Source organism: Pseudomonas sp. 05N434 (assembly GCF_056396965.1).
Window position 1 is genome coordinate 1 of sequence record NZ_JBFTMK010000362.1, and the last position, 5203, is coordinate 5203.

The window sequence follows — 5203 nt, forward strand, 5'->3', positions numbered from 1 at the left end:
AAAGAGTGACCGCTGAGGTCTTGGCACAACGACAACGCCGGCACCCCATGCTCGATGTTCAGCTCCCGTGAGGCGCTGGTGAAATGGCGGTTGCGCAAACTGTAGAACGGTTCGCCGAACCCGGCGGTGGCGAGCACTTCCGAGCAGCCGACCAGACGGCGAGTCGTCAGGTTTTCCAGCACGAAGAAATAGTTCTCCGGGCCTTGGCCCTGGACGTCTTTTTCGAACGAAGCACAGGAATCGAGAATTTTCTCCCTCAGGCGTTCGGTGTCGTCCGGCAAGGACGTGACCCCCACCAGACTGTCGCGCGCCAGCTGCTGCAACTGGGGCAGGTCGGTTAACTCGACTGGACGTAAGACCAGCATGGACATACTCCTGTATCAAAGGGTTCGGCGGCTTGCACCGAACCTGACTATCACTGTCGGTTTCCACGCGTAAAATCGGCAGTCGCCTGAAATCATGTCAGACGTTGCTCTTTTTCTTGTCAGCCGTTGCTTGGGTCGGGCAGTGCGGTGCTGGCACCCAGTTTGTTGAGGAAGAACAGATAGACCAGGCCCAGGGCAATCCAGATCAGGCCGAGTTTCTGCGCATCGACGCCCATGTTGTACATGATGGCCGCGACGATGATGAAGCCGATGACCGGGCAGATCAGGTGACGGATCACCTGGCCGGATTGCTGCCGGCGCCAGTAGTAGTTGATCACGGTCAGGTGCAGCAGCATGAAGCCGCTCAGGGCGCCGAAGTTCACCAGGGAGGTGAGGGTGTCCACCGAGTTGATGAACAGGTAGCAGATCACCAGCGTCAGCACCGCCACCAGATAAATGCTCAAGTACGGTGTGTTGTGTTTCGGGTGCACTTTGGCCAGCACTTTTGGCAGTTTGCCGTCTCGGGCCATGCCGAACAGCAGTCGCGAAACCGCCGCTTGGGAGGTGATGGCGACCGCCACACCCCAGGCCAGCGCGGTGGCCACGGCGGTCAGGGTGGCCAGCCAGCTACCGGCGGCGATTTCGGCGATTTCATAGAACGCGGTGTCGGCGGACTTGAAGCCCAGGCCGGCGGCCAGGTCGGTGGCGATCCAGGTCTGCACGACGAAGATCACGCCCATCACCAGCAGCGTAATCAGCGCAGCCTTGCCGACACTGCGGCCCGGATCACCCTTGATCTCTTCGGCGAGGGTGGAAATGGCATCGAAACCGAGGAACGACAGCACCGCAATCGACACCGCTTGCATCAGCAGGGCGAAGTTGAAGGTTTCGGGGTTGTACAGCGGCGCCAGGGTCAGCTGACCGTTACCGCCGCCACTGTGCAAGGCAGTCCAGGCGTAGAACAGGAAGATCCCCAGCACCACCAGTTGCGCCAGCAGGAAGATGATGTTCATCCGCGCGGTGAAGGTGATGCCCCGCAGGTTGACGAAAGTGGCGCTGACCAGAAAGGCCAGGATGAAACCGACTTTCGGGATGTCCGGGTACAAATGATTCAGCGCCATCGCCGCGTATACGTAGAGCAGCGGCGGAATCAGCAGGTAATCGAGCAGCATCAGCCAGCCGGCGATAAACCCGACATGTTGGTTGAGGCCGCGTTGTGCGTAGGAATACACCGAGCCCGCCACCGGAAAGGCCCGGGCCATGCTGCCGTAACTGAGGGCGGTGAACAGCATCGCCACCATGCCGATGATGTAGGCCAGCGGCACCATGCCGGGTGCTTCGGCGTTGACGTAACCATACACGCCGAACGGAGCGATGGGGATCATGAAGATCATCCCGTACACCACCAGGTCGGTCAGTGACAGGCTACGTTTCAACTCTTGCCTGTAGCCGAATTCTTCAATGTCCATGAAGCCGTTCTCCTTGATATAAGCAGCTACACGCTGCGAGTTTGAAGCTGTTGCTATAGCAGCGGTGCCAGATAGTCGGTCCAGCGACTGACGTCCTCGGGGGTGCGCAGCAGGTCGTTGCGCACCTCGATCAGCACCGAGTCCAGCCCGCGTGCATCGCCGTGAACCGGTACGGTCATGTCACCCAGCGGATCGACTTTGTATGGCTGATTACCGGCGACTTTCAATGGGTGCCGGCTCAGGCCGTCGATCATTCGCTGGGCGTACTCCGTGGCCTGGCCGTACAACACGCCGACTTCCAGCGATCGCGGCTGGCCGTAATATATCGGCGTGAAACTGTGAATCCCCACCACTCGAACCGGTTTATTTTGCTCCACACGGGCGTCGATCAAGGTTTGCAGGCGTGCATGAAACGGTTTGAACAGGCAGTGCCGGCGGTATTCACGGGTGGCCTCGTCCAGATCGCGATTGCCCGGCACCTGATAAATCTCGCTCTGCAACGGAATGCTGTCCGGCGCGTGGCGCGGGCGGTTGAGGTCGATCAACAGCCGCGAATAGTTGGCCGCCAACAGGGTCGCGCCCAGTGCTTCGGCCAAACCCTCGGCCAGCGCCAGGGCGCCGATGTCCCAGGCGATGTGTTCGCGGGCGGCCTCGTCGCTCAGGCCCAGGTCGTTTAACCGGTCCGGGATAAAACGACTGGCGTGTTCACACACCAGAATCAGCGGATGCTCGGAAGCTTCCCGGCTCAGGGTGTAGGCAGGCCGGGTGTAGAGGCCCAGTTCGGCGGATTCAGTACAGGCGCGCATAGTGCTCACAGAGGTCGGCGGGCGAGAGCTGTTCCGTCAGCGTCAGTTCCTCGGTTTTCAGGGCGAAGTAGGTGTCCAGTAACGCGCTCGGCAGGGCTTCGATCAGCGCCTCGCTGTTGCGCAGGCAATCCAGTGCCCGGGACAGCGACGCGGGCAGGGCGACGATGCCGCGGGCCTGGCGTTGCTCTTCGTTCAGGGAGTCAGGGATTTCATCGGTGATGGCGTTCAACGCCAGGCGCCGCTCGATACCCAGGCGCCCGGCGATCAGCAATGCAGCCATGGCCAGGTGCGGTGAGGCGGTGGCGTCCATGGCGCGAAATTCCAGGTTGTACTGCATCGCCACGGATTTGCCGCCCAGGCTGACGGTCGGGCAAATCCGCAGCGCCGCTTCGCGGTTGCGTTGGCCGAGGCAGGCGTAGGAAGCGCTCCAGTGATGGGGCTGCAAGCGTTCATAGGAAATCGGCGTTGGCGCGGTGAATGCACAGAGCGCCGGCAAGTAATGCAGAACGCCGGCGGCCCAATGCTGGCCGAGGGTCGACAGGCCGTTGGCGGTGCCGGCGTCATACATCACCGGTTGGCCGGCCATGTCTTGCAGGCTCACGTGCAAATGCACGCCGTTGCACACGGCATGCTCGGCCGTCTTGGGGGCGAAACTCAGGCTGAGGCCCATTTGCCGGGCAATCTCACGGGTGATCTCGCGCACGTTCACCGCGCGGTCGGCGGCGGCGACACCAAGGGCCGGGCGGCAGGTGATTTCGTATTGGTGCTTGCCGTATTCCGGCAGGAACATTTCCGGTTCGACGCCGCCGGCTCGCAGTGCACTGAGCAGCCAGCCGCCGAATTCGGCGCCTTGGCGCTGGGCTTCCAGAGAGAACGCCAGGTGCTCCGCCGCGCCGCTGTCGAGGTTGAATTCGTGTTCGAACGCGGCGTTGACCTGCAACCCCAGCTCATCGCGATAGCGCGCCACCTCGTTGCGCAACAGCGTACGAGGGCAGGCGCCCCACGGACGGCCATCGGTTTCGCGAATGTCGCCGTGAATGAAGTCCAGCGCCGGAGCGTCGGCATCCGGGCCGTTGTTGACGGTCACCCGGCTGCTCAAGTCGGGAATCAGCCGTAAATCCCCATAAGCGCCCCAAGGGTTGCTGGCGGCGATGATGTCTTGCGGGGTCAGGGCGCTATTGGCCGGCACCCAGCCGCAACCGGCCACTTGATAGGCATCGAGTTCGTCGGTGGGGAAGGAACGGCCGCGTGTCACGCCGATCAGGTCGGTGGTGACAATGGTGGTCATGGGCAGGGGTGACAGGCGTTCGCTCATGGCTGCATCTCCTGCAACCGGCCAAGCACAGTCTGGGTGTCGGTGATCCAGCAGTAGCCCTTGATGGCGTTCAGGCAGGCGTGATGCCGCTGTTCGGTGTAGGTGGCGCAGRCATCTTCGACCAGCGTTACCAGATACCCGCGGTCGGCGGCGTCGCGCACGGCCATGTCGACGCATTGGTCGGTGACGATGCCGGCGATGATCAGGTGGCGGGTTTCAAGGTTGCGCAGCACGTAGTCAATGCTGGTGGAGTTGAACACCCCGGAAGAGGTCTTGGGCAGCACGATTTCGTTTTCGGTCGGCGTCAGCTCTTCGATGATTTGCGCTTGCGGGCTGCCCTTGGGCAGGTGCATGTCCGAGAGTTTGTGGTCCAGCGAACGGTCGCGGCCATCGGCGGTGAGGCTTTCGATGAGTGTGTGCAACACGTTTTGCCGGGCGCTGCGAAAGGCATCGAGCAGCCTGCGTTGATTGGGCACCACCTGCGTGCGGGCGCGGGTCAGGAAGTAGTCGGCATCCGGCTCGTTGAGGTGCGGGTCGAACTGCGGTTCGAGCCAGGCACGTTGCATGTCCACCAGCAACAGCGCGGTGTGATCGGCGGCAAACGGCAAGTCCCGGGGCGAATGGTGGGGGAGCATGAACATCCTTATTTATCCTCCAGCAGGTGAGTGTCGAAGTCGGCTCGCAGGGCATCGATGCCTTCCAGGCGATCGGCCAGATCGGGGCTGCGCAGGGTCAGGCAGGCAATCAGTGCTTCAACCTGGGCCAGCGCCGGCACTATCGAGTCGAAGGCCGACGCCGATTCCACCGGTGCGCTGATGATCAGGTCGGCTATTTCCCGCAGCGGTGATGCGTAGATGTCGGTGAACAACACGACGCGCGCATGTCGGCTCTTCGCGGCATTGGCGACCCGCAGGGCCTGGGACTGATAGCGGCGATAGTCGAACACCAGCAATACGTCCTGACGCTGTACGTCAAACAACCGGTCCGGTAATTGGGCGTTGTCTTCCAGGGCGAAACAGCCGGGCCGCAACAGGCGCAGGTGATTGAGCAAATAGTTGGCGAGGAAACTGCTGAAGCGACCGCCAAAGCAGTGGACCTGGTGGCGGGTGTCGAGCAGCCACTCCACCAGAATCCGCACATCTTCGGGCTGGGTCAGCGCCTGGGTTTCTACCAGTGCCCGATGGCTGTCTGCCAGATAATGACTCCAGGGGTCATCTTTCTTGAGTTGGGCGCGGGGCTGCAACAGGG

Annotated in this window: 6 protein-coding genes; all 6 read right to left on the minus strand. The window is 62.0% G+C overall.

Annotated elements, in window-relative coordinates:
• Nucleotides 1–365, minus strand: a 365-nt coding sequence (locus AC1DLB_RS20540) for an arginine N-succinyltransferase (protein ID WP_477785545.1), incomplete at its 3' end; no start/stop codon positions are given.
• Nucleotides 366–484: 119 nt separating this feature from the next.
• On the minus strand, nucleotides 485–1834 hold the full coding sequence (locus tag AC1DLB_RS20545) for an APC family permease (RefSeq protein ID WP_477743184.1): 1350 nt from the start codon (nucleotides 1832–1834) through the stop codon (nucleotides 485–487).
• 53 nt (nucleotides 1835–1887) lie between these two features.
• Complete coding sequence (locus tag AC1DLB_RS20550) at nucleotides 1888–2640, minus strand: N-formylglutamate amidohydrolase (protein WP_018928986.1); 753 nt, start codon at nucleotides 2638–2640, stop codon at nucleotides 1888–1890.
• Nucleotides 2624–3955 carry a type I glutamate--ammonia ligase gene (locus AC1DLB_RS20555; RefSeq protein ID WP_477743183.1) on the minus strand — a complete coding sequence of 444 codons (1332 nt, stop codon included), beginning with the start codon at nucleotides 3953–3955 and terminating at the stop codon, nucleotides 2624–2626. The genes AC1DLB_RS20550 and AC1DLB_RS20555 overlap by 17 nt, the downstream gene beginning before the upstream one ends.
• A complete protein-coding gene (locus tag AC1DLB_RS20560) occupies nucleotides 3952–4596 on the minus strand; it encodes a cysteine hydrolase family protein (RefSeq protein ID WP_477785546.1) in 645 nt (214 codons plus the stop codon). Before AC1DLB_RS20560 ends, AC1DLB_RS20555 begins: the two co-directional genes overlap by 4 nt.
• A gap of 2 nt (nucleotides 4597–4598) precedes the next feature.
• Nucleotides 4599–5203, minus strand: a 605-nt coding sequence (locus tag AC1DLB_RS20565; RefSeq protein WP_477785547.1) for a MurR/RpiR family transcriptional regulator, incomplete at its 5' end; no start/stop codon positions are given.